This is a genomic window from Corynebacterium sp. (assembly GCF_030532715.1).
In the GTDB taxonomy this organism is placed as follows: Bacteria; Actinomycetota; Actinomycetes; order Mycobacteriales; family Mycobacteriaceae; genus Corynebacterium.
Window position 1 is genome coordinate 134,360 of the sequence record NZ_JAUNKO010000001.1, and the last position, 23,656, is coordinate 158,015.

At 60.5% G+C, this 23,656-nt stretch carries 20 protein-coding genes; 6 read left to right on the forward strand and 14 right to left on the reverse strand.

The window, feature by feature from the left end:
* Positions 1-611 precede the first annotated feature (611 nt).
* On the reverse strand, positions 612-1,619 hold the full coding sequence (locus Q4D83_RS00650) for a hypothetical protein (protein WP_303172083.1): 1,008 nt from the start codon (positions 1,617-1,619) through the stop codon (positions 612-614).
* A gap of 1,505 nt (positions 1,620-3,124) precedes the next feature.
* On the opposite strand from Q4D83_RS00650, the gene Q4D83_RS00655 reads away from it, so the two are divergent.
* A complete protein-coding gene (locus tag Q4D83_RS00655; protein ID WP_303172086.1) occupies positions 3,125-3,823 on the forward strand; it encodes a YaaA family protein in 699 nt (232 codons plus the stop codon).
* Here Q4D83_RS00655 and Q4D83_RS00660 read toward each other — a convergent pair.
* From Q4D83_RS00660 to mqo, 8 genes are all read right to left on the reverse strand, one after another.
* Positions 3,783-4,586 (reverse strand): formate/nitrite transporter family protein, encoded by an 804-nt coding sequence (locus tag Q4D83_RS00660; protein WP_303172088.1) that lies wholly within the window; start codon positions 4,584-4,586, stop codon positions 3,783-3,785. The genes Q4D83_RS00655 and Q4D83_RS00660 overlap by 41 nt on opposite strands.
* 16 nt (positions 4,587-4,602) lie before the next feature.
* Positions 4,603-5,334: a uroporphyrinogen-III C-methyltransferase gene (gene cobA, locus Q4D83_RS00665; RefSeq protein ID WP_303172090.1), complete on the reverse strand. Its 732-nt coding sequence runs from the start codon at positions 5,332-5,334 to the stop codon at positions 4,603-4,605.
* 57 nt (positions 5,335-5,391) lie between these two features.
* On the reverse strand, positions 5,392-6,702 hold the full coding sequence (locus tag Q4D83_RS00670) for a cobyrinate a,c-diamide synthase (RefSeq protein ID WP_303172848.1): 1,311 nt from the start codon (positions 6,700-6,702) through the stop codon (positions 5,392-5,394).
* A 35-nt stretch (positions 6,703-6,737) separates the two neighbouring features.
* Positions 6,738-7,358 carry a cob(I)yrinic acid a,c-diamide adenosyltransferase gene (gene cobO, locus Q4D83_RS00675; RefSeq protein ID WP_303172092.1) on the reverse strand — a complete coding sequence of 207 codons (621 nt, stop codon included), beginning with the start codon at positions 7,356-7,358 and terminating at the stop codon, positions 6,738-6,740.
* A gap of 118 nt (positions 7,359-7,476) precedes the next feature.
* Positions 7,477-8,370, reverse strand: coding sequence for a VOC family protein (locus tag Q4D83_RS00680; RefSeq protein ID WP_303172094.1), 894 nt, complete (start codon positions 8,368-8,370; stop codon positions 7,477-7,479).
* Between the two features lie 61 nt (positions 8,371-8,431).
* A complete protein-coding gene (locus Q4D83_RS00685; protein WP_303172096.1) occupies positions 8,432-9,244 on the reverse strand; it encodes a VWA domain-containing protein in 813 nt (270 codons plus the stop codon).
* Positions 9,198-10,268 carry an AAA family ATPase gene (locus Q4D83_RS00690; RefSeq protein ID WP_303172098.1) on the reverse strand — a complete coding sequence of 357 codons (1,071 nt, stop codon included), beginning with the start codon at positions 10,266-10,268 and terminating at the stop codon, positions 9,198-9,200. Before Q4D83_RS00690 ends, Q4D83_RS00685 begins: the two co-directional genes overlap by 47 nt.
* Before the next feature lie 3 nt (positions 10,269-10,271).
* Positions 10,272-11,774 (reverse strand): malate dehydrogenase (quinone), encoded by a 1,503-nt coding sequence (mqo, locus tag Q4D83_RS00695; RefSeq protein ID WP_303172101.1) that lies wholly within the window; start codon positions 11,772-11,774, stop codon positions 10,272-10,274.
* 524 nt (positions 11,775-12,298) lie between these two features.
* Between mqo and Q4D83_RS00700 the strand changes: the two genes are divergently transcribed.
* From Q4D83_RS00700 to Q4D83_RS00715, 4 genes are read left to right on the forward strand one after another with little or no spacing between them, the layout of a single operon-like run.
* Positions 12,299-13,324 (forward strand): alpha/beta hydrolase, encoded by a 1,026-nt coding sequence (locus tag Q4D83_RS00700; RefSeq protein WP_303172103.1) that lies wholly within the window; start codon positions 12,299-12,301, stop codon positions 13,322-13,324.
* A 29-nt stretch (positions 13,325-13,353) separates the two neighbouring features.
* On the forward strand, positions 13,354-14,721 hold the full coding sequence (gene mtr / locus Q4D83_RS00705; protein WP_303172105.1) for a mycothione reductase: 1,368 nt from the start codon (positions 13,354-13,356) through the stop codon (positions 14,719-14,721).
* A 17-nt stretch (positions 14,722-14,738) separates the two neighbouring features.
* Positions 14,739-16,097, forward strand: coding sequence for an MFS transporter (locus Q4D83_RS00710; RefSeq protein WP_303172106.1), 1,359 nt, complete (start codon positions 14,739-14,741; stop codon positions 16,095-16,097).
* Positions 16,098-16,099: 2 nt separating this feature from the next.
* Complete coding sequence (locus tag Q4D83_RS00715) at positions 16,100-16,831, forward strand: hypothetical protein (RefSeq protein ID WP_303172107.1); 732 nt, start codon at positions 16,100-16,102, stop codon at positions 16,829-16,831.
* Here the strand turns inward: Q4D83_RS00715 and Q4D83_RS00720 are convergent.
* Together Q4D83_RS00720 and map are read right to left on the reverse strand one after the other, a co-directional pair.
* Complete coding sequence (locus Q4D83_RS00720; protein ID WP_303172109.1) at positions 16,828-18,258, reverse strand: cobyric acid synthase; 1,431 nt, start codon at positions 18,256-18,258, stop codon at positions 16,828-16,830. The two genes, Q4D83_RS00715 and Q4D83_RS00720, sit on opposite strands and share 4 nt — an antisense overlap.
* Positions 18,259-19,134 (reverse strand): type I methionyl aminopeptidase, encoded by an 876-nt coding sequence (gene map / locus Q4D83_RS00725; protein WP_303172110.1) that lies wholly within the window; start codon positions 19,132-19,134, stop codon positions 18,259-18,261.
* A gap of 132 nt (positions 19,135-19,266) precedes the next feature.
* On the opposite strand from map, the gene Q4D83_RS00730 reads away from it, so the two are divergent.
* Positions 19,267-20,025, forward strand: a complete 759-nt coding sequence (locus tag Q4D83_RS00730; RefSeq protein ID WP_303172111.1) for a carboxymuconolactone decarboxylase family protein — start codon at positions 19,267-19,269, stop codon at positions 20,023-20,025.
* Here Q4D83_RS00730 and Q4D83_RS00735 read toward each other — a convergent pair.
* From Q4D83_RS00735 to ispG, 3 genes are all read right to left on the reverse strand, one after another.
* The gene (locus tag Q4D83_RS00735; RefSeq protein WP_303172112.1) at positions 20,022-20,477 is read right to left on the reverse strand and encodes a hypothetical protein; all 456 of its coding nucleotides are present in this window, start codon (positions 20,475-20,477) and stop codon (positions 20,022-20,024) included. The genes Q4D83_RS00730 and Q4D83_RS00735 overlap by 4 nt on opposite strands.
* 60 nt (positions 20,478-20,537) lie before the next feature.
* Positions 20,538-22,355: a penicillin-binding transpeptidase domain-containing protein gene (locus Q4D83_RS00740; protein ID WP_303172113.1), complete on the reverse strand. Its 1,818-nt coding sequence runs from the start codon at positions 22,353-22,355 to the stop codon at positions 20,538-20,540.
* Between the two features lie 83 nt (positions 22,356-22,438).
* Complete coding sequence (gene ispG, locus Q4D83_RS00745) at positions 22,439-23,599, reverse strand: flavodoxin-dependent (E)-4-hydroxy-3-methylbut-2-enyl-diphosphate synthase (protein ID WP_303172114.1); 1,161 nt, start codon at positions 23,597-23,599, stop codon at positions 22,439-22,441.
* Between the last annotated feature and the right edge of the window lie 57 nt (positions 23,600-23,656).

Sequence of the window (23,656 nt, forward strand, 5' to 3'; positions counted from 1 at the left end):
GCGTGTTCCAGGCGGCCGTGACCTATCGTGGACAAAATGAGCTACCGCTGGTGGCGTGGTCTGGAGGATCTGCCTGGGTTTTTTGCTGTGTGAGATGTGCCTGAGGCAGATGTAGCGCGGCGGTGTTGCGTTCCTGTGGAAACACCATCGTGTGACGACCTGCGTGTCGAATCTGCCTGAACGTGGAAAATCGCCAGCCCTGAACGCGGAGAATTCCGGCCTGCACCTCGCCACATCACCTAGTGTGGAGGATCTGCCTGGGGTTCTTGCTGTGTGAGATGTGCCTGAGGCAGATATGACGCGGCCGCATTTCCCCAGGAAAACTCGGCCCAAAAATCAGGCAGATTCTGCACAGCCAGGCAGATTGTACGTGGCCGGGGAAAGGAGCCGCTTCAGCTACGGCAAGCTGCGGAATGGTTGGGCAAGGGCTGCGCACAAAATGGGCCAGGGTGCACCGAGTTTTGGGCTTCACCAAACAGCGTCACGCTTCACCGTGCCGGTCGCGAGAGCGCAGCAACAAGGCGGGTCGGCGAGCAAGCCACAGTACTGAGGTGGAGCGAGTATTCGGCCGTAAAAATTCAGCGCTAGGATTCAGCCGTTAAGGTTCGGCGTCAGGATTTGGTGTGTAGTTTTGGTGCTTGTGCGGTGTTGGTTTCAGCGCGGTAGATAGCGCGGCGAAGGGTGGTAATCAGGTCCCGGGGTTTATTAAGTAGGCCGTGGGTAATGCGCAAGGGTTCCCAGCCGAGTTCACGCAACCGAATCAACACCTTCGCGTCATAGTCGCGCTGAGTACGCTGCAAATGATGGGCCCCGTCATAGAACAAGGCAACCTGGATATCAGGCCAACCAGCATCAACAACCGTCAGTAAAGGGGTGCCGTCATCAACAAACGCACCGGAATCATAGATCGGGATCTGCACTCGCAAGTGCTCACGAATCTGCTCAGCGATCAACCGCAGCACCGTTTCCGGAGGAGACTGCGCACCCGAGCAGGAAAACCGCAGCAGCTTCTTCAGCTGACGGGCACTGAAAATATTACGAGCAATCTCACGCACCAGCCGGAAATTCAATAGGGTGCACTCACGCAACGCATCAATCAACTGAATGGCGCGAACCTCCCAGGCGGCAAGGTTAGGCACCTGATACACCCACCAAGAATGCCAACCACGCTGCAGATCAATCAGACAATCCACCAACGCAACCTCCGGGACAACCACCCGCATACTCGGCAAGTCTCGATCGGGTGCCCACACCCTAGTGCCCGGCCGCAACCTCCGGCGAGTGGCATCCAACACACTATGGCTGCGTTGGAAATTACTAGCCACATGCACAGTGATATGAGCATCATCCACCCAACAGGAAAGCCCAGCATAAGCCGCGGCAGCCCAGCCACCAATAACCACATCCGGCGTTTGCGTGACATGAGCACGAGCCCGCACAACAATCGGAGCAACAAACCCCAACCGCTGCGGATGAAACCGCAAACCCCACTCCACCTCACGGCCAGCACGACACAATCCCCGCGGCATGGCAAGCCGACGAGTGATGCGCACAAAGGCGGTATCAAGCAGCTTGGTACGACGACGAAACAAACCCACAGCACCAGCGATACCCCGCACACAACACCAAAACCTAGGGTTTTCTCAAACACACCCCACCAACCTGTGGATAACTTGAAACAATCCACAGGCACACGGGGTGTTAGCAGCAACAAAGTGGCGCGCAGCAAGACAAACTGGTATGACCCGAATGCCATCGCAAAACAAGGCGCGAAGAAACAGTGCTGTGCTGGGGTTTACTTAAGGGTCTTGTTCACACGACAACAACTAGGGCGTACTATAGTACCAACACCAACACCACAAATGGCTCGGGAACAAAACGAATTATCCAACGCGTTGGAGTGCGACTGACCAGATGCCGTTCGCCAAGGTGATGACCCCACTGGCAGAAAACTTGCCCATATCGGCCTAAGCATCCAAGGCCCTCTCATTTTGCTTTAGCATCGATTCATCTACGCTTCAACACTGTATAACTTTTGCTATATTTGCCGATATCTAGCCAAACTTTCCATCAGAAGAAGTAGAACTTGTATCAGGGTGAGTCATATTTGCAGCAGCGAATCATGTGATAAAACCCACGACTTGCCAACTGTAATTGACAGAAACTCAAATGTACCAGGTGGGTACTATAAACGACACTGCCAAATTACCGTAGTCAGTAGTGGTAGTTTTGGTATTAAATCGACGGAGTGAGGAAGACTGAACTAATTTCATGTCGAATAGGTTGCCGGGTTTCCCGACAGCTCTCCCATCTGGCCGGGCGTGCGGTTCGACGACAATTTGTACTCTCAATTGTTATCACGAATTTTTACCTCAGATAGAAAACAAAAAGACGTGCCCTATTAACCACTCCATTGTTAGCGGTATCGGGAGTTTATTCACGGTGCTTATTTGGATGAACAAGCACGCCCGGAAAATTGCGCCGGGCCGAGTTGTTGGTGCGCGCCATCGGTAACGGCCGCTTAGAAAACACTGGAAACGACATCGGTTGTGCACCGCCGGCGTACACCGCCGGAGTCCACACCACACGCCCATGTACGATCTGCCTCGCCGCGCAGGATCTGCCTGATTTTTGGGCCGAGTTTTCCTGGGGAAACGCGGCCACGCAGGATCTGCCTCAGGCACATCTGCACGCCCCTGACAGCAGATACGCAGCAGGGACGATTAGGAGGCGTTTCGCAGCGGGTGAGTTGATCAAACGGCTTACGGCGGCCTAGTTGACGCCGTTGCGCCCGGCGACGATGCCATCCACCACCAAAAGCTCCATTATGTTTGGCGGCGCACCACAACGCGGGCGGGATTCTTGTTCACTCAAATTAGGCCCGCGAATAAACCCCCGACACCAGCAATCGTCATCACAATTGCTTTTGGTTTTTTCTTCTCCAGGCCGCCGTCCTAGCAGCCCCGTCCCCTCCCCGCGCCGTCCCAGCAACCCGCCCTTTCCCCCGCGCCGTCCCAGCAACTCGCCTTTTCCCGCCCAGTGCCAACAAACGCGTGCGCACTACGTCAAAGAAGGAGGAACCCATCCCCGGCACGGGCCAATATAGGGACTATGGTGTACTACCATGTTGATTGTTCTTCCGCCGTCCGAAACGAAGGCCGCTGGCGGCACGCACCCCGCGCTTGAATTGAAGGACCTAAGTTTTCCAGAATTGAATCCTGTCCGGGAGTCTTTGATCTCGGAGCTGGAGTCGCTGGACATCGACGCCGCCATGGCCATGTTAAAGCTCGGACCGAAGTTGCGTTCGGAGGCGGAGGCAAATCTTGAATTGCGGTCCGCCCCCACGTGCCCAGCATTATTGCGATACACGGGTGTGTTGTTTGATGCACTGGACGCCCCGACTTTGCCGACGGCGGCGTGGGGAAGGTTGGCGGTGGGTTCGGCGTTGTTTGGACTTGTGATGGCCGATGATTTGATCCCCCGCTATCGGCTGTCTGGGTCCAGCAGGCTCAGCGGCACAATGAAGTCGTATTGGGGCTCCGCCATCACGAAAGTGTTAGCGGCACGAGAACAGCTCGTTGTGGATTTGCGCAGTGGCGCCTACCAGCAGCTCGGCCCCTGTAAGGAGGCCATCACCGTGCGGGTGGAGACCACAGAAGGCAAGGTGGTCAGCCACTGGAACAAGCACTATAAGGGGGAGCTAGCCCGCGTGCTCGCCCAGGCGGACCGGCAACCGACCACCATCGAGGAAGTCGCGGAAGCTTCCGGAATGGACGTTCGAATTACGTCGCCGACTTCACTGACGCTTGTGGTTGCACGGTAGGTGATGCCAGCAACAATGGCAAGGCCACAAAAACGGCCCCGCCGATACCATTGCCCAGGAACACCCAGAGTTGATTCCACAGCGCATTGCCCAGGGTCACGCCGTCTGCGCCTTGCATGAGCGCCGCGGAAAGCAAGGTCATATTCGCGACCACGTGTTCGGTGCCGGAGACTACGAAGGCGGCCACACACCAGCCGATCACGAGCACTTTGGCGGCGACATTGTCGGTGGCAGCGGCTCCCCATACGGCCAGGCATACGAACATGTTGCAGAGCACACCCAGCAACACCAGTTCGATTGCGGTGTGATCAACCTTGTGGTGCGCGGCCACCGCGAGATAGTCGCCGACGGGCGTGCCGGGTCGTACCATGCCGGAACCAACGATGATTCCCGCCAGCACGACACTGCCGAGAAGATTGCCCAGGTACATCAAGACAATCCCGCGAAGGGCCGCTGACCAGGTGATTGTGCGTCGCCACAGCCCGATGGGGAACACCATCATTGCGGAGGTGAGCAACTGCACTCCGCTGAACACCACAAGGACCAAACCCACCCCAAACACACTGCCCCCGATTAACGACGCCGCGGGATGGCCCGCCGCCTTCAGCGGCCCACCGGCGGTCAGCATGAAGAGCACTCCCAATCCTACGAATGCACCTGCGATGGCGGAGGAGGCAAGAAAACCGCCAAGGTGTTTCATACCCGCGACACGGGTTTGCGCGGAACGGGCTTGGTAGTCAAGGTTTTCGGAAAGACTCAGCACAACCACCAAGTATGGCCTATGGGGTTGCCTCGAGTGCAGCCACGTCGCCGATGACATAGACGGCGGGGGGCGAGACGTCGTGAATCTCCATGGTGCTGGCGAGGGTGCCCAGCGTGCAGCGGAATGCGCGTTGGGTTTCCGTGGTGCCTTCCTGAATCACGGCGGCGGGGGTATCGGGGCTGCGGCCGGCGTCGAGAAGCGTGTTGATGATGGCGGGCGCGTTTTTCACACCCATAATGACCACCAGCGTTCCGCCAGTATGTGCGAGCGCCTCCCAATTATTAAGGGAGGCGGGATGGCCGGGCGGGACGTGGCCGGAGATGACAGTAAACGAATGCACGAGGCCGCGTTGAGTGACCGGGATGCCAACCGCACCTGGGACGGCGATGGCACTGCTCACGCCGGGGACGACCTCGCAGGCGATACCGGCCTCGGCGCAGGCTTGGAGCTCTTCGAATCCGCGTCCGAATACATAGCAATCGCCGCCCTTGAGCCGAACGACGCGCTTACCCGCGCGCGCATGTTCGATCATCAGCTCGTTGATCTTTTCTTGGGCCATTTGGCGGCCATAGGGCAGCTTGGAAGCGTCGATAACTTCCTTGCCTCCGAGGTCGCACAAACGATCAAGCTCGCTGGTGGGGCCGAGGTGATCCGCCAGAATAACGTCGGCATCTTGCAGGGCGCGCATGCCGCGGAAGGTGATAAGGTCCCAGGCGCCGGGACCTCCCCCGACGAGAGTTACGTTCATAGCCGTATAGTGTAGACCCCGGAAAAAGGGGTGCCACAATCCGGCGCTGAGCTGCCGTTACCGCCCACTCGCATGGTCGACGGCGCGCTGCACAAAACGCTGCACCGCCAACGGGGCCGAAGCGGGATGAATGTGCAAATAGGAGGCAAACACATTGCCCGAAACAAATCCCTCGATGCGGGCCTTGCCATCCCAACCGCGCCACCCCCAGGCGGATTCCCACCCAGGAACATTCTGGCTGGTCAGTGCCGTGTGATGGAACTCATGGCCGGTAATTCGCTCACCGGCGCGAAACAGCACGGAATCCGACACCGCCACCGCATCCCGATAGCCCAAGGACAGTCGCCTGCCCATCGCAGCATGGGTGCCAATCACGCCCAGCATCGGGTGGGCGTCCAAGCTATCGAGCAGCCACAATAAGCCCGCACATTCGCCGTACACCGGTTTGCCTTCCGCGATGTGCACCCGCACCGCGGCCCGCAGGTCCGTGCGCGCCGCAAGCGCCTCCACATGCTCTTCGGGGAAACCACCGGGGATCAGCAGGGCATCGCATTCCGGGAATGGATCGAGCAAAGGGTCGAAACGAACCACCTGTGCCCCGCAGGCCCGGAGCAGCTCTTCGTGTTCCGCGTACAAGAACGTAAACACCGGGCCGGCGGCAATGGCAACGCGCGCTGGCCCCACCCAGGTAACCGCGCGCTGCGGGTCCCACGCTGGGCCTTGGTAGCTGCAATCCGCCAGCGCGATAATCGCGTCTAAATCGCAATGCTCCGCCACAAGATCGGCCATACGCTCGACCGCTTCCACGGCTGCGCCGCCGTGCTCCGCGGCGGTCACCAAACCAAGGTGCCGGGACGGAACCTCCACCTTTTCCATGCGCGGCACGATCCCTACCACTGGGATCCCGGACGCCTCTACGGCATCCTTGCACACCGATGCGTGGCGCTCACTGCCCGCCTGGTTCAGGATCACGCCGGAAATCCGCACGTCAGATCGGTTGGTGGCAAACCCGCGGACCAGTGCGCCCACCGATTGGCTCATGCCCCGAACATCCACAATCAAGATCACCGGCATGCCTAGCGCTGCCGCCACGTCGGCGGTTGACCCGGCGCCGTCGTTGATGCGGCCGTCGAAAAGCCCCATCACGCCCTCGACGACGCCGATTTCCGCGCCCGAACAACCATGCGCATAGAGCGGGCCGATCGCCCCAGCGCCGCACATCACCGCATCGAGGTTACGACCCTGCCTGCGCGCCGCGAGTGTGTGATAGCCAGGGTCAATATAGTCCGGGCCGACCTTAAACGGCGCCACCCGCATGCGGCGAGCAAGCGCAGCGATCAGCCCAGTGGCGATGGTGGTCTTGCCCATGCCCGAGCCCGTCGCCGCGATACACACCCCGGGGGCTACCACTCGATGCCTTTCTGGCCCTTGCGCCCGGCGTCCATGGGGTGCTTGATTTTGGTCATTTCTGTGACTAGATCGGCGACCTCGATCAGCTTCGGATCGGCGTCCCGGCCGGTGATCACCACATGCTGGCGGCCCGGACGGGTGCGCAGGGTTTCGACCACATCGTCGATATCCACCCAGCCCCACTTGATGGGGTAGGTGAACTCGTCCAGCACATAGAAATCGTGTTCCTCAGCCAGCAGGCGGCGCTTCACCTCCGCCCATCCGTCGGCGGCGTCGCGGGCGTGGTCCTCGTCGCTGCCCTGCTTTTTGCTCCAGGACCAGCCTTCCCCCATCTTGTGCCACTGCACCGGGCCGCCTTCGCCCGTTTGTTCGTGCAATTCGCCGAGGCGGCGGAATACGGATTCCTCCCCCACCTTCCACTTTGCGGACTTTACAAATTGGAACACACCAACGTTCATGCCTTGATTCCAGGCGCGCATAGCCATACCGAACGCCGCCGTTGATTTCCCCTTTCCGGGGCCGGTATGAACGGCGGTTATTGGCAGCAAGCGACGTTGGCGGGTGGTAAGGCCATCATCGGGAATGTTGGCCGGATCGACTTTGCCCTGAGGCATGCGGAGGACTCCTTGGATAAGAAAAATGTTCGGCTTTCACTCTAAGTCATCCGCACACCAACGCCTAAGATCCCGTGAGCCGAGCCTTACGGATGCACGCGCCCCCGGAAAACAAAAGTTAGAACTGGTCGATGATGAGCTTTTTCATCTGCATCATGTTTTGAAACGCGCCGGGCTTTTGCAGCAGCTGCTGAAAATGGGTTGGGGCGATCTGCCAACTCACCCCGAATTCATCGATCAACCAGCCGCATTGCTCCGACTCGGGAACTGCGGAGAGTTGTTCCCACGCCGCATCGATTTCCTCTTGGGTGTCACACAGGAGCATCAATGACATTCCGGGGGTGAACGTAAACTCCGTTTCTGCGCCGGAATCCATCGCGGAAAACCACTGGCCGCAAAGCTGGAAATCGGCGAACAACACCGATCCGGCCTTGGCTGGCCCGGTGGCCTCTTGCCACGGCACCAAGTTACCCATCTTCGAATCTGGGAGCACGCGCATATAGGTTTCAATCGCGCGCTGCGCTTGGTTTTGCGCTGGGCCGCAGAACAGGAAACTTGGAATCACAAATGGGCGGGGTTCGCCCGCTGGATTGGTCAGCATAAGCTGCCAGCTAACACCGTACGGATCTTCGACCCAGGCGTAGAGGGGGCTGAAATCGTATTCGCCTAAGGGCATGAGTTCTTTCGCGCCCGCCTGCATGAATGTGTTCCAGGTGCGACGCAATTGTGCTTCAGCATCCTGCATTTGGGCAGGATCAAAATTCAGCATGAGATTCAGCGCGGGTGTTGGGCGGAATGCGTCACCGGCATTGATCAAGGCGAAGCGAAACCCGGAGACATCCAGTTCGGTGATCACCGGCTCACCTGCGAAGGATTGCTGAGATTCGTTCAGCCCTGTGGTCGGGTAATACACGGTGCTGACCACGCTCGTGTTTGGCAACGCCGCGCAGTAGAGCTCGGCGGCGGCCTCGTTGGTGTGGTTGCACCACGCATGGGGAACGATTCGTTGCATTGTTTTCCCTTTCAGGAGCTTGACTAGGTTGCAGCCACCGAGTTGGATGTTGGCGAACACGCTAGATCGCGTTGATCACACCTGCGACGGATTCTGCGTTGATCTCATCCAACTCGACGCAGATGCCTTCGAGCCTACGTGCTAAATCCTTGGCAAGGCCTAGCTGGATGCGCCCGCCACGCTCGCAATTGATCACCAAGCTACCCGCCAACCGGCGGGATGCGATGGCCGCCGCGGCGCGTGCCACGCCGTCCATGCCGGAGGCGCCGGTGGCGCGGCCGTCGGAAAGCACAACGAGAAGGGCACGTCGGCCGGAGTCTTTGCGAGCCTCGCGTTCGATGAGTTCGTGCGCCATGAGCAGGCCTTCGCCGAGGGGGGTGCGTCCTCCGATCGGGAGGTCGTGAAAGCGACGAACCGCAACCTCAATCGAACCTGTGGGCGGTAATACCAACGTAGGTTCGGATCCGCGCACGGTGATCACCGCCACCTTATCGCGGCGCTGGTAGGCGTCCTGAAGCATGGAAAGCACCGCGCCCGTGACAGCGGCAAGCCGATCACGTGCAGCCATCGAGCTGGAGGCATCAACCACAAAGACGATGAGGTTTGACTCCATGCCGCGGCGCAACGAGCCGCGCAAATCCTGCGGCCGGAAATCGATCAGGCCGCGGACGATGCCGGCACCGCGATCTGCCGCGGCAAGCAACGTCCCTATCGGGTGGATACCACGCCCGCCGAGAATTGCTCGAACGTCTGCCCCATGCGTTGAATATGCTTTCGAGCGGCGGCCGGGGATGCCATTGTCGCCAATCCCCTGCCTGCGCAATAACCTAGGGGCGAAACTGAGCGCCAGTATCGGCGCTACCTGCCTCTCCATCCCGGGTCGGCTCATCCTCCGGCTGATCACTATCCTTCAGCTGCTCCGACTCCGGCTGCTCCGACTCCGTCCGATCACTATCCTCCGGCTCTGGGTGCTCATCGCGCGCTTGTTCCATTGCTTCGTCGAGCCGGTCCTCGTCCAAGCCGGGCTCGTCGAACGGATTGCGGCGGCGACGGTGCGGCAGCGCGAGCGTTGCGGCGACGCGAATATCCTCGTCGTCGACCTCGGTGGAACCGCGCCATGCGGCGTGAGCCATGGCGGTGCGAGCAATCACCAAGTCCGCACGCATCCCGTCCACATCGAACGAGGCGCACAAATGAGCGATTCTGGCGAGGTTGGTCTCGCTCAACACAACCTGCGGCAGCAAGGCCTTGGCCCGCTGAATACTCGCCGCTATCTGGGCATCATCGGCGGCCCAACGCTCGGCGAAACCTGCGGGGTCGGCCTCAAATGCCAAACGGCGCCGCATGATTTCCGAACGCACCTCAACATCGCGGGAGGCGGCTACGTCCACCGCTAAACCAAATCGGTCCAGCAATTGGGGGCGTAGTTCGCCCTCCTCTGGGTTCATCGTGCCTACCAACACAAACGAGGCGGGGCTGGTGTGCGAAATGCCGTCGCGCTCAACGGTGACGCGGCCGGTGGCGGCGGCGTCAAGTAAAGCGTCCACAAGGTGGTCCGCCAGCAGGTTCACTTCATCCACATACAGCACCCCACCGTCGGCCTGGGCCAACAAACCGGGGCGGTACTCAGCGCGGCCAGTGGTAAACACGGTTTCCATATCGAGGGAACCGACCACGCGGTCTTCGGTAGCGCCAATAGGCAAATTCACCAGCGGCGCGCCGTCGAGCAAAGACGCGAACGCACGCACCGTCGTGGTTTTAGCGGTGCCTTTTTCGCCGCGCACAACTACACCCCCGATCCTGGGTGCGATTGCGGTAAGGATCAGGGACAAGCGAAGTTGATCCTGACCCACCACCGCGGTAAACGGGTAACCAGGTGCGGGGGTGTTGTGGGACAAGTGTTAGACCTCCAGATCGAGTGCCTTTTGAGTGTACTCCCACATCTCGTTGTACAGCTTCTTATCCGTGGAAAGTTTAATGCCGTAGGACGGAATCAGCTCCTTCAGCTTCGGCCCCCACTCCACCATGCGCTGACCAAAACAACGCTCAAGCAATTCCACCATGGCGGCAGGCGCGATGGACGCGCCCGGGGAGGCGCCAAGGATACCTGCGATGGTGCCCTCGGAGTTGTTGATCAGCGCGGTGCCGAATTCCAGCGAGCCGAAGCGCGGGCCGACGATCGGCTTGATCACCTGCACGCGCTGACCCGCGGTAACCAACTCCCAGTCCTCCGCCTTCGCGGCGGGCATGTATTCGCGGAGGGATTCAATGCGGGCCTGCTGGTCTTTCATAAGCTCCGTAATCAGGTACTTGGTCAACCCGAGCTCCTGGAAACCCACCGCGATCATGGACATAAAGTTGGTGGGGCGAAGCGACTTCGGCAGATCCATCCACGAGCCGCGCTTGAGGAACTTCGGGGTCCAGCCTGCGTACGGGCCGAACAACAACCCGGTCTTGCCGTCAATCACGCGGGTATCCAAGTGCGGCACGGACATTGGCGGGGCGCCAACGGAAGCTTTGCCGTACACCTTGGCATGGTGCTGGTTAATGATTTCTCCGTTGGTGCAGCGCAGCCACTGGCCGGAGACGGGGAATCCACCGAAGCCACGGATTTCTGGAATGCGTGCCTTTTGCAGCAGCGGCAGCGCCATGCCACCCGCACCGACAAACACGAAGTTCGCACGAATAACCGAAAGATCGCCCGTGTGTACGTTTTTGACCTTGAGTTTCCAGCCGTCGCCGTCTGCGGTGATGTCCTTGACTTCGTGCCCGTAACGCACAGTGGTACCGGCGCGTTTCGCGGCGTCGATAAACTGGCGCGCCATGGCGCCGTAGTTGATGTCCGTGCCCGCGTCGGTCCAAGAAATCGCTAGTTTTTCCTTGTCAAAGTCGCGCCCCTGCGCCATCAGCGGCAGCATCTTGGCAAACTCGGCCGGGTCATCGGTGTACTGCATGTCCGGGAACAGCGGGTGCGGTGCCAGCGCCTCGAAACGCTTCTTCAGGTACGCTACTTGGTCCTCACCCTGGGCGAAGGAAACGTGCGGCACGGGGTTAATAAACTCCCGCGGATCCGGCAGCACGCCACGGTTGCGTTGGTGCGCCCAAAATTGCCGGGAAACCTGGAATTTTTCGTTCACGCTAATAGCGTTAGCGGTCTTGATTTTGCCGTTGACCTCTGGCGTGTAGTTGAGCTCACATAGCGCAGAGTGACCGGTGCCCGCGTTGTTCCACGGGGACGAGGATTCCTCCGCGGGACCGTCGAGCCGCTCCACGATCACCTGGCTCCACTCAGGTTCCAATTCGCGCAGCATTGCGCCCAGAGTTGCACTCATGATGCCAGCACCGATAAGGGCGACGTCCACTTCATCGGTCACCGGGATTGTAGAAACCTTGGAATCTGACACTGCTTTCAACTTCCTTCAATGACTGTGCGTTCGCTTCCGAGACCTTAGAACACCTGGCGATAGCAGCACCCAATTTCCCGCGCTGGCGAATCCGAAAAACGCCGAAAAGGAATGCCACTACAGATACTGAAAGGCACTAACAGGCCACCCACCTGGCAGCGGGTGCCGGGTTAGGCGGCCGTGTTTGCAATAACTCTACGCTGATTGCCCTGGGGGTAGGCCAAAATTGAGTGGTTCCAGTGCAACTACACAACAAACTCCCAGCTCCGCCGCGCAGTGGGCGCGCTCATCGCGCGCGCTAAGCAGCGACTTTGGGCAGTGTTGAACACGAACCCACCACACATTGCAAATTCATAACCCCCACCCCCAGGTGGGTGAATAGCGACGGCGTTTTTCGAGAATTCCTATCGCCTTAACATAAAGCTGCGCACCGTTTTAGCTGCGTATTGTTGGGCATTGTTTAGAAACACAGTATTGCTCCAGGTGTGCGGAAAACGCTCGGGGAAGAAACGTACGATAGTGGCATGAACGAACTGCCCCTCGCCGCTGAGTGGACCACGGATATCCTCGGGCCGGATTACCAGAGGCGCACGTTTCCATTGGGCCGCGACCCAGACGCCGATCCCGGCACCGACGGCACCGTCATCGCCACCGTGGTGCGGCATTGCTCGCCCGCAACATTGTCGGCTGAGGCGCCAGCGATGCTGTTCGTGCATGGTATGAGCGACTATTTCTTCCACACACACGTCGCGGAATTCTTCGCCGCGGCGGGTTGGGCGGTCTACGCCGTGGATCTGCGCAAATGCGGGCGCTCGTGGCGCAGGAGCCAGCGGTGGCATCACGCTTCATCGTTGGAGCTGTACTTTCCCGATTTGACCGCCGCACTCGATTGCGTGTTGCGGGAGCACCCTACCGTGGTCATCAACGCACATTCGACTGGGGCGTTGACGGTAGTGCTCTGGCTTGATGCCTTACGACGCCGCGACCCAGCCCGCCACGAACGCATCGCAGGCGCCGCACTCAACAGCCCGTGGTTCGAATTGATGTACGCCCGCCCGAAAGTTCTTCTCGGCACCGCAATATATAACGTGTTGGGAAAACTCCGCCCCAATACGCTGCTTCACCGAGACGCCGTGGCCGCCTACGGGCAATCCCTGCACACCAGTGAGTTCGGTACGTGGGACTACAACCTCACCTACAAGCCTCTCGGCGGGCAGGAGAAGAACTACGCCTGGCTGCGCGCAATTTTGCTCAGCCAACGGCGCATCCACCGGGGCGAAATTGACTGCGGACTCCCGTTGCTGGTGTTGTGCTCCACGGAGTCTTGGCTGCGCCCCGAGTTTTCCGAACGTATCCACAGCGCTGATGGCGTCATCGATGTGCACCAGATTCGCCGGTGGGCCAACACCCTGTCCGAAGACGTCACCATTGTTGGGATTCCGGGGGCCCGCCACGACGTCTACCTTTCCCGCCCCGAACCGCTCGAAAATGCGCTCGATGCCACCCTCATTTGGGCTACGGACGCCACGAACGGTAACACAAAGGAATAAGCATCACGCCACGCAAGTTAAGGTGAAGTATGAAGCACTACGACCTCATTATCATCGGCACCGGTTCCGGAAATTCCATTCCCGGGCCGGAGTTTGATCACCAATCCATCGCCATTGTGGAAAAGGGAGTATTCGGCGGCACCTGCCTCAACGTGGGCTGCATCCCCACGAAAATGTTTGTCTACGCCGCCGATGTGGCGGCCGAGATCCGGCAAGCAGCGAAGTACAATCTCTCAGCCTCCCTCACGGGCGTGGACTGGCCCGCCATTGTAGATCGCGTGTTTGCCCAGCGGATTGACCCCATTGCCGCCGGCGGGGAGGCCTACCGGCGGGGCGACGAAACCCCCAACATTGATGTCTACGCCGAGCATGCGCGCTTCGTGGATACCCGCACCATCCAAGTCGGGGCGGACACCATCACCGGTGACACTATTGTGATCGCCACCGGTGCGCGGCCGACGGTGCTGCCGGTGATCGCGGATGCCGGAGTGACTTACTACACCAACGAAACTATCCTCCGCCTGCCGGAGTTGCCCAAGACGATGATTATCCAGGGCGGGGGCTTTATCGCCGTGGAGTTTGCACACATTTTCGCCTCCCTCGGTGTGGAGGTGACGGTGACTAACCGCAGCCCAGTGTTGTTGCGCAAGGCGGACGAAACGATTTCGCAGCGCTTCACCGAGATCGCCGCAACCCAATGGAACCTGAAGCTGGGGCGCACGGTCGAAGCGGCGCGTGAAGACGAACACGGCGTCACCCTCACTCTTGATAATGGCGAAGAGATCACCGCGGAGGTGCTGTTGGCGGCGACCGGCCGCACCCCGAACGGCGACCAAATGGATTTGGACCGCGCCGGGATCGACATGGACGGCGAGCGCATCAAGGTTGACCAATTCGGCCGTACCAGCGCTGCGGGGGTGTGGGCGTTGGGCGATGTGTCGTCTCCCTACCAGCTCAAACATGTGGCCAATGCGGAGATGCGCGCGGTACGGCATAATCTCTTGCACCCAGAAGATTTGCGCCCCATGCCGCACGAGCATGTGCCCGCGGCCGTGTTCACGCACCCGCAGGTGGCCAGCGTGGGCCTTACTGAGGCACAGGCGCGGGAAGCCGGCCTGGACATCACCGTAAAGATCCAAAAGTATGGGGATACCGCCTATGGTTGGGCGATGGAGGACACCACGAGTTTTGCTAAACTCATCGCCGATCGCCGCACCGGCCGTCTGCTGGGCGCACATTTCCTAGGCCCCCAAGCTTCCACGCTTATTCAGCAGCTCATCACCGTCATGGCGTTCGATCTCGACGTCCGCGAGGTGGCACGCGGACAGTATTGGATCCACCCTGCCTTGCCAGAGGTTACTGAAAACGCATTACTTGGCCTCAGCTTCGACGAGTAAGACTCGGCAGTCCCGCAATGCCTTCCACACATCCACCGGTGGGTATTTTCGCGCCGCGTTTTCGGCTGACCACCATCGGCATCCTCACTGCGATCGTGACGTGCGCCTTCGACCAAACAGCCGTCACCGCGGTCATGCCGCATATCGCCCACGAACTCGGAGATTCGGACGCTTATTCGCTGACGTTCGTGGCGGTGATGGCGGCGTCGATCGTCGGCATGGTCAGCTCGGGTCTTGTCACTGACAGCCGCGGCGCCCGATTCTCCTACACTGTTTCGGCGATCACGCTGGGGGTGGGCTTGCTGGCGGCGGTCTTCGCCCCAAACATGCTGGTGTTTTTGATTTCGCGCGCCATCCAAGGACTCGGCACTGGCGGGCTAATCGTCGCCGTGTATGCGATCATCGCGCAGGTCTACCCAAAGGCATTGCGGCCAAAAGTATTTGCCGCGTTTGCTGTCGCGTGGATCATGCCGGCACTCGTTGGTCCGGGGATCGCGGGCCTTATCACCACCCTCATATCCTGGCATGCGGTGTTTGTGCTCGCCTTGGTGACGGTGGCGGCGTCGATCGCCCTATTGTCACGTGCGCTCATCAAACTGCCGCACGAAACTCCAACAACACACCCGCCAGGAAGCAAACAACTTCTCGCTGCATTCGTATTGGCGGCGGCAGGTGCGGGGCTCAGCCTGGCTTCCCAAACCTCGCGCGAACTGGCGCCTTGGTGCATCCTCATCGCACTCGGCACGGCATTGTTCGCGCTGCGCCGACTCACGCCGCACGGCACCCTGCAACTACGGCGCGGCGTTCCCCGGCTTGTAGCCACCCGTGGGCTGGTGGACATGTTTTTCGCGGCGGAAATGTACCTGCCGCTCATGCTTGCGCAAACCTACCGCTTGGGGCCGTCGCTCACGGGCATCGCGCTCACCATCAGCGGCATCTGCTGGCTATTCGGGTCGCACTATCAATCCCGCTTCGGTGCGCGCATCCCCACACCGCTGGTATTTCGCGTCGGCTCAGCGTGCATGGCGCTGGGCACCCTGTGGATCGGCGTCATTGCACTCGGCGGCGGCCACTGGGGCGTGGCGGTGGCGGGGTGGGCGATCGCCGCGGCTGGACTCGGGTTCATATATCCGCGCCTATCTTCGAAGCCCCTCGAGCTGTGCCCACCGGAGCAAACTGGGTTTACTGGATCAGCGCTCCAAGTCACGGGCACGACCGGCACCACGGTGATGCTGTCGCTCTGTTCACTCATTCAGGTGTTTGGAAGCCCGATCACACTTCCGAGTGTCTTCGTGCTCATCGCGGCTGCCGCACTACCGTTGCTGGTAATGTGGCGTCCCGCAGTCCCTGAACCACGGAAAGCGGGTCCGCGTTGAACATGCGTAACGTTCCTACCGCCACGGCAAGCATCGGCACGGCCGTGGCGATTTTGCTGGCAACGCTAGGCATCGAATTCACCCGTTCCAGCTGGCTCTACGCCGTGCTCGCGGCGTTTGGGGTGGTGCTTGGCGCCGGTTCCGCGCTCGCCCAACTCCGCAAAGGCCGCGCACTCACCGTTTTCGAAGGGCTTGCGGCATGCGGTGGAGTCACGGTGCTCGCCGTGGGCGCCATGAGTTTCCTCGCCCGCGTCACCCACGTGGACTACCTGTCCGGGGCGGCGTTGGTGGGCACACTGTACGGCATGCCGCTGGCCGCCAGCGCCTGCTTCGTCGGCGGCCTCGGCCAATTCCCCACATCCTGGGTGTCGAACATTCTTCCGTGTGTTGCGGGACCTGCCGCCACTGGTTACCTCGCCATCGGCCCGGATACCGTGACTGTCCGCGTCGCCGTTGTAGCGGTTTCCTTGGCCACCATCGTGGCATGCATATTTTCGATCGTTCGAATACACCACGCACCAAGCTCCCTCGCCGCCCGCTTTGCGACGGCCGCCTGCCTCACCCTCGCACCCACCATGCTGTACGCGGTGTATGTGGCCGTCACCCCGGTCACAGATTCAGCCTGGTACGCTCCGCCAGCACTGCTCGCCTGGGCTTACATCGCCGCCGCACTGTGCGGGGCGCTTGCGGGATTTACGTACCGATCCCCCACAACCACCCCGGCCGCGAGTTAGCGCAATTGCTCGAGAAAGCTATCCAGGTCCCAATGGGTTTCCAACATGTCCGCAATCAAATCCAGCTGCCGGTCCCGTTCACCACGGAACGACGCATCAGGGCTTAACACAAACCCTGGCTTGTGGCAGGCCGCGGCCACCCAGCGCAAGAACTCACGCCGCGTCTCGTCATCCTCGAGGTGCCCGTGCCGGTGCGTCCCCCGAAACGGTCCTTTCGCTGCGCCTTCGTCATCAATCCACGGGGCTTCAGCGTTGGCGAGCACGCGGCCATGATGGATTTCATACGCCCCATTGTCGTACCGGCGAAGGGTTTTTTCAGGGTGGAATTGGATGGCAGCGTCAAAAATGCCTAAGCCAGGCACTGGGCCCGCCGAATTCGATTCGACAGGATCTGTGATTGTTCGACAGAGCATTTGATAGCCACCGCAGATGCCGAGAGTGGGTTTGGTGCGGGTTGCCACGGCGTCGGCAAGCGCAGTCTGCCGCAACCACGCGAGATCGGCGACGGTGGCTTTCGAACCCGGCAACACGACCAAATCTGCCTCCGCAACAGCATCCGGGTCCGTAGTCCACGTCACAGTTACGCCGGGTTCGCAGGCCAACGCCTCCACATCCGTGGCATTGGACACGCGCGGCAAGCGGATAGCGGCAACCCGCAACCGCTGCGACCCCAACGCCGGGGTGTGCGGACCAACGCTCGCACCCACCTGCGATTGCAACGAGTCTTCCGCATCCACCCACAACCCGTCCAAGTACGGCAATACAGCCACGGTTGGAACGCCAGTTCGCTCCTCGAGTTCGCGTAAACCAGGGTCGAGAATGCTTTGATCGCCGCGGAACTTGTTTATCACAAACCCTCGAATGCGCGCCCGATCAGCTTCCGAAACTATCTGGTGTGTTCCGAACAAGTGAGCCAATACCCCGCCGCGGTCAATGTCCCCGACAAGATACACCGGCAAATCGCACTCCTGGGCGAGCCCAAAATTCGCCACGTCCGTCGCCCGCAGGTTAATCTCAGCCGGCGAGCCAGCTCCTTCACAGATCACCATCTCGAAGCGGGACTCTAGGTCGCGCAAACTCGCCGCCGCTACTTTGCGCAAGTAGGTGCGATGTTCCACATAGGAGCGTGCGCTGACGTGCCCTTGCGCCCGTCCCCGAACCACGAGCTGAGACGTACGGTCGGAACCCGGTTTGAGCAAAATCGGGTTGAAATCCACGCTTGGTTCCAGCCCACACGCCGCCGCTTGCAACGCCTGCGCCCGCCCAATCTCACCACCATCCGGACACACCGCGGAATTATTGGACATATTCTGCGCCTTAAACGGCGCGACACGAATCCCGCGACGGTAGAGGGCGCGACACAATCCCGCCACAATGACAGATTTACCGGCGTCCGACGTGGTGCCGGCAATAAGCACAGCAACCATTTACATACCGTCATCCGGAATGGTGAGAATCTCATTACCGTCCTCGGTGATCACAATGGTGTGCTCAAACTGGGCGGTAAACTTGCCGTCCTTGTTCACCACAGTCCAACCGTCTTCCCACACCTCGTACGGCAGCTCGCCAAGATTGATCATCGGTTCAATGGTCAACGTCATGCCCGGTTCCAGCAGGTCGTTATACACATCATTGTCGTAGTGCAATACCACCAGCCCATTGTGGAACGTCGGGCCCACCCCATGACCAGTAAAATCGCGCACCACGTTGTAGCCGAACCGCTTGGCATAAGATTCGATCACACGGCCGATCACGTTTAATTGGCGCCCTGGCTTCGCCGCCCGGATTGCACGCAACGTAGCCTCCTTGGTGCGTTCCACCAGCAGCCGGTGTTCTTCCGCAACCTCGCCCGCCAAAAACGTCGCATTCGTGTCCCCGTGGACGCCGTTTTTAAAGGCGGTGACATCAATATTGACGATGTCGCCCTCTTGAATCACCGTGGTATCGGGGATGCCGTGACACACCACTTCATTCAGTGACGTACAGCAGCTCTTGGTGAATCCGCGGTATCCCAAGGTCGAAGGGTACGCCCCGTGGTCGCACATGTATTCGTGTGCGATACGGTCAAGCTCGTCGGTGGTCACCCCGGGCGCCACAGCTCGACCCGCAACCACCAAGGCGTTCGCGGCAATCCGGCACGCTTCGCGCATCGCTTCAATCGTTTCGGGGGTTTGGATAAGTGGCTCCCCCATCGCCTCACGCACCGTCGGCTTCCACGCATACTCGGGCCGGGCAATGTGCTTAGGCACTGAGCGAATAGGGGTCGGGGTTCCGGGTACCAGCCGGGCGCGAGTGTTAGCCATGCACAACATGGTACCTACCAGGCCATCGCACGCCCCAACAGCCTGGGTGTTTACGGCGAAACGCCCACGGCGAAGTCGCAACCCACACCAAAGGCGCTTCAGGCAAGGCGATTTGCCGCTACGCTCGGGGACATGGCTATCAATGAACAAGCAGCAGAATATTTTGAGACGCTGTTCCACCATCGGCGTTCCCGTTTCCAGACCTTGGACCCGGAATTAGCGGAGTTCTATGTGAATTTCGCGTACGGGGAACTAATTGAACAGTCCAGGGAGCTGGATACGCGTTCACGGTTGATGGTTCAGCTTGCCGCGCTCATTGCCTCAGGTTCCGAGGGGATGTATATGGTGATGCTGGAAGCCGCCCTCAATGTTGGGGTGACTCCAGTGGAAGTGAAGGAGATTTTGTATCAGGCTTCCGCGTATGTGGGGATGGGCCGGGTTTATGATTTCCTACACGTGACCAATAATGAGTTGTTGCGCCGCGACGAGAAGTTGCCGCTTCCGGGCCAGGCGACCACCACGCCGGAGACTCGCAACGAGGTGGGTGAGAAGTTGCAGCGGGCAATTTTGGGTGACGCGGCGTTGCAGACGTTGAGGGACAATACGGCGTCGGATGCGGACCACATCCTCACTTATATTTCCGGCCATGTGTTCGGCGATTTGTTCAGCCGAACCGGCATCGACCGCCCAATGCGGGAATTGCTCACCCTGTCGATGCTGGTGGCGCTCGGCGATTGTGACTCCCAAATCCGCGCCCATGTAACCGCCAATTTGAACGTCGGAAATAGTCGAGCGACGATGATCACGGCTGTCACGCAACTATTGCCACTGATTGGCTACCCGCGCACCCTTAATGGGCTGCGGATTATTACCGAAGCGGCGAAACGTTAGGTCACGAGCGCACCGAGATATCTGGCGGGTTTGCGTCCGGCGGCGCGATGGGCAGTCTCCTCTACAACCCCGTGCAGGAGCACGATCGTGGCGTCTAATAAGGGTTCGGTGAACGCGTACGTTCGCAGCTCGGCAAGGTTGGTTTGCACCTTGCCGAGTGAGTCGATCACATCGGCGTCAATCGCCTCCAGGGTGGCGATGTATGCCAGGTGCATGCCGGCGGCACCGATATAACGGTAGTCACCGTTGGTGGGGGCGACGTCCGCGGTGTCGATACGCTGGCGTTCTTGCGCAAGGAAATCGGCGAGCACCCGCACGGCGCGATGTTGGCGAGCACGGGCGCCGCCAAGCTGGTGTTCGCGGCACACTTTCACCGACGCCCATACCGCAATCCCCGCGCCCAATAACACACCCACACACCCCGCCACCAGCGAAACCACATACCATGCCATGCCAACAGCTTAGCTGCTACACAGCCACTCGGGCGCCGCGGCACCCGTGACCCAAGCCCGTTACGGCGTGGGCGGCTGGGCGCCCGCGTCCATGGTTTTAAAGAAATTATCGGTGATCGCCACGGCGGATTCGGAGCCGCCGCCAAGCACGATGAGGGTTGCGAACGCGACGTCGTCACGATAGCCGGCGAACCAGGCGTGCGAACCGTCGGCGATTTCCGCTTCGCCAGTCTTGCCGCGAATCTCCCCGCCCGCGCCCATGCCCCGGGCGGTGCCGCTGGTCACCACGGAGCGCATCATACGTTGCAGGCCCGCAACCGCCTCCGGCGACGGTGGGTCCACCTGTTCGCTCACCTTCGTCTTGTGGCCGGGCACCAGATAGGGCACGGGAGTTTGACCGTGCGCTGCGGTCGCGGCCACCAGCGCCATGCCGAACGGGCTTGCCAGGTCCTTGCCCTGACCAAACCCGGCTTCGACGCGGTCCACAAGCTCGTCGCCGTTGGGGACGTTGCCGGTAATAGTATTCACGCCCTCGATTTCGTAGTCCAAGCCGAGACCGAATTGCTTGGCCACGTGCTCCAATTGGCCGGGCTTCAACCGGGAGGAAATATCCGCGAAACTCGTGTTGCAGGACGCGGCGAACGCGGTATCCATGGGCACGTTGCCGCGGGAAAACTGGTTGTAATTGGTCACCACGCGGTGCCCAATCTCCATGGTTCCCGGGCACGGCACGATGCTGTCCGGCGTAAGATCCTCGTCCATAATTCCGGCGGCGGCGGTGATCATCTTAAACGTCGAACCCGGCGGGTACTGGCCCATCAGCGCAACATCCCCATCCTCGTCGGCCTTTTGGGTTTGCGCGACCGCCAAAATCTCGCCCGTGGACGGGCGAATCACCACCATCATCGCCTTCATTTCCTGGCGCATATCCACCGCCTGCTGGGCCGCCAACTGGACGTTATGGTCGATGGAAATGCGCACGGCGGGGGCGGGCTGCGGAGCTTGGACCTCCAGGGCGTCGATAAGCGCACCATGTGGGTTCACCGCTGCTACCTGCCACCCGTTGGCCCCCTCCAAGTCCTTATTCACCACCTTTTCCACGCGGGCCATAATATCCGGGGCGAAATGCGGATTGGTGCGCACCATCGCCGCCTCCTCGTTGACCACCACGCCAGGCACGCCGCGCAGTTCATCAGCGATAATCCGGCCCTGAGCGTCATTAACCACCGCCACCGAGTACGGCTGCTTCATATCCTTAAGCTTCGCCTCCAGCTCCGTGGCGCGCACTTGCGGCACCGACTCATCGCGCGCGTGGGCGGACCGCAACGCCTCCGCCACCCGCTTCGCGGAACCCGCAACATTATCCGCCTCCGTGGGGTTCAGCAGCACTCGGTGCACCACGCCAGGTGCGAGGATCTCGGTGCCATCGCTACTCACCACGCTGGCGCGCTCCGCGGGAATGGCACGCAACTCCAAATGCTGGTTCGCACCCAGCTTCGAATGCAGGATGCTGGGTTGCCAGCGTACCGCCCACTGCCCCTGCGTGCGGCTCAAGGTCATCTCCGCCGTATAGGAAAACGTGCGGTCCTTAGGCAAATCCCACGCCAAAGTATACGTCGCAGTCGCCGCCGACTCCCGCGTCTGCACACGATCGATCGTGGCGGTAAGCCCTTCCGCCTGCATCCCCGACCAGGAATCCGCCAACACTTCGCGGGCAACTTCCGGCTGATCCGACATCGACGCGGCAATCTCCATGTCCCCCCGCGACAACGCCGCCAAAAATTCCTCCACCACAGGATCCGCCGCATCCGGTTTCGGCGTGCACGCGGACGCCCCCACAATACCCAGCACAGCGAGGACGGCAAGCACACGATTCATGGGCCCACGCTAACACCTCGCCGGGCAAGTTCGGTGGGGCCACACCGGGGACACACCGAACTCGCACAGCAGCAAAACCGCTGCTACTGGGTAACTTTTACCTCAGGCGCACCGGTCGGGGCGGAATCCCCCATGGTTTCCGCAATGCGCATGGCTTCCTCGATGAGCGTTTCCACAATTTGGGATTCCGGCACAGTTTTAATCACCTCGCCCTTGACAAAAATCTGGCCTTTGCCGTTGCCAGAAGCCACGCCAAGATCCGCGTCGCGGGCCTCCCCCGGACCGTTCACCACGCACCCCATTACCGCGACGCGCAGGGGCACCTCCATGCCCTCCAGCCCGGCGGTGACCTCTTCCGCCAAGGTGTACACATCCACCTGGGCGCGGCCGCACGACGGGCACGACACAATCTCCAACTTGCGGGGGCGCAGGTTCAGCGACTGCAAAATCTGGTCGCCGACCTTGATCTCCTCCTTCGGATCCGCCGAGAGTGACACACGGATCGTGTCCCCGATGCCTTCCGAAAGCAACGCGCCAAACGCCACCGCCGACTTGATCGTTCCTTGGAACGCCGGGCCGGCCTCCGTGACGCCCAAGTGCAGCGGATAGTCGCATTGGGCGGCCAGCTGGCGGTACGCCTCCACCATCACCACTGGGTCGTTGTGCTTCACCGAGATTTTAATATCCCCAAACCCATGTTCTTCAAACAGGGAAGCCTCCCACAGCGCGGACTCCACCAGCGCCTCCGGGGTTGCCTTGCCATACTTGGCCATCAGGCGCTTGTCCAACGAGCCGGCATTCACGCCGATTCGAATGGGAATTCCCGCGTCGCCGGCGGCTTTGGCCACTTCTTTGACTCGGCCGTCGAATTCCTTGATGTTGCCGGGGTTGACGCGGACGGCGGCGCAGCCGGCGTCGATAGCCGCGAAAATGTACTTCGGTTGAAAGTGGATGTCCGCGATCACCGGAATCGGCGACTTCTTTGCGATGATCGGCAACGCCTCCGCATCCACCGTCTTCGGGCAGGCCACCCGCACAATATCGCAACCCGACGCCGTGAGCTGCGCAATCTGCTGCAACGTCGCGTTAATGTCGTGGGTCTTCGTGGTGGTCATCGATTGCACGGAAATGGGGTGATCCGACCCCACGCCGACCTTGCCAACCATCAATTGCCGCGTCTTTCGCCGCGGCGCCAACGTGGGCAGCGGGGCTTCGGGGAGGCCAAGGCCGATGGGGGTGGACACAGTGAAAACTCCTTGAAAATTACCGAGGTGAGACGCGACTCATCCTATCAGCCGAAC